The sequence below is a fragment of the Agromyces bauzanensis genome (assembly GCF_014645655.1).
GTDB classification, from domain to species: Bacteria; Actinomycetota; Actinomycetes; order Actinomycetales; family Microbacteriaceae; genus Agromyces; species Agromyces bauzanensis.
The window spans coordinates 1-513 of the sequence record NZ_BMMD01000093.1 but is presented as its reverse complement, the minus strand read 5'-3'; the positions used below and the strand labels follow the sequence as shown (position 1 = coordinate 513).

The 513-nt window shown below is 65.5% G+C and carries 1 protein-coding gene; it reads left to right on the top strand.

Annotated features, from left to right (window positions below; translation table 11 throughout):
• Nucleotides 1-59: 59 nt before the first annotated feature.
• A partial coding sequence (locus IEX31_RS18555) for a helix-turn-helix domain-containing protein (RefSeq protein WP_188744858.1) occupies nucleotides 60-513 on the top strand: 454 nt, incomplete at its 3' end.

The following is a 513-nucleotide window of genomic DNA, read 5'->3' as shown; positions in this document are numbered from 1 at the left end:
TTGTGTATGTTGGGATTGGGTTGTCCTGATTGATACTTGATCGGGAGGAGTCGTCTGTCATGCCCAGGCCCAAGGACCATGTTGTCGCGCTGTCGACGGAGGATCGTGCGAAGCTCTCCGGGGTGATCTCGCGTGGCACCCATCCGGCGCGGATGATCACGCGGGCAAGGGTTCTGCTGGATCTCGATGAGAACGCGGTCGTGGTGCCGGAGCGGCGTGTGGTCGCTGAACGTGCCGGGGTGTCGGTGCAGACGGTGTATCTGGTTGCGAAGCGGTTCACCGAGTCGGCGGGGGATGTCGAGGAGGTGATCGGCCGCCGCAAGCGGGCCGCGCCGCCGGTGCCGGCGAAGGTGACCGGGGATGTCGAGGCGCGGGTGATCGCGTTGGCCTGCACGAAACCCCCGGAAGGCTATGACCGGTGGTCGTTGCGGCTGCTGGAGAAACGCGTTCTCCTCACCGACGGGCTCCCGCCGCTGGATCACTCCACGATCGGCCGGACCCTGAAAAAGGGGG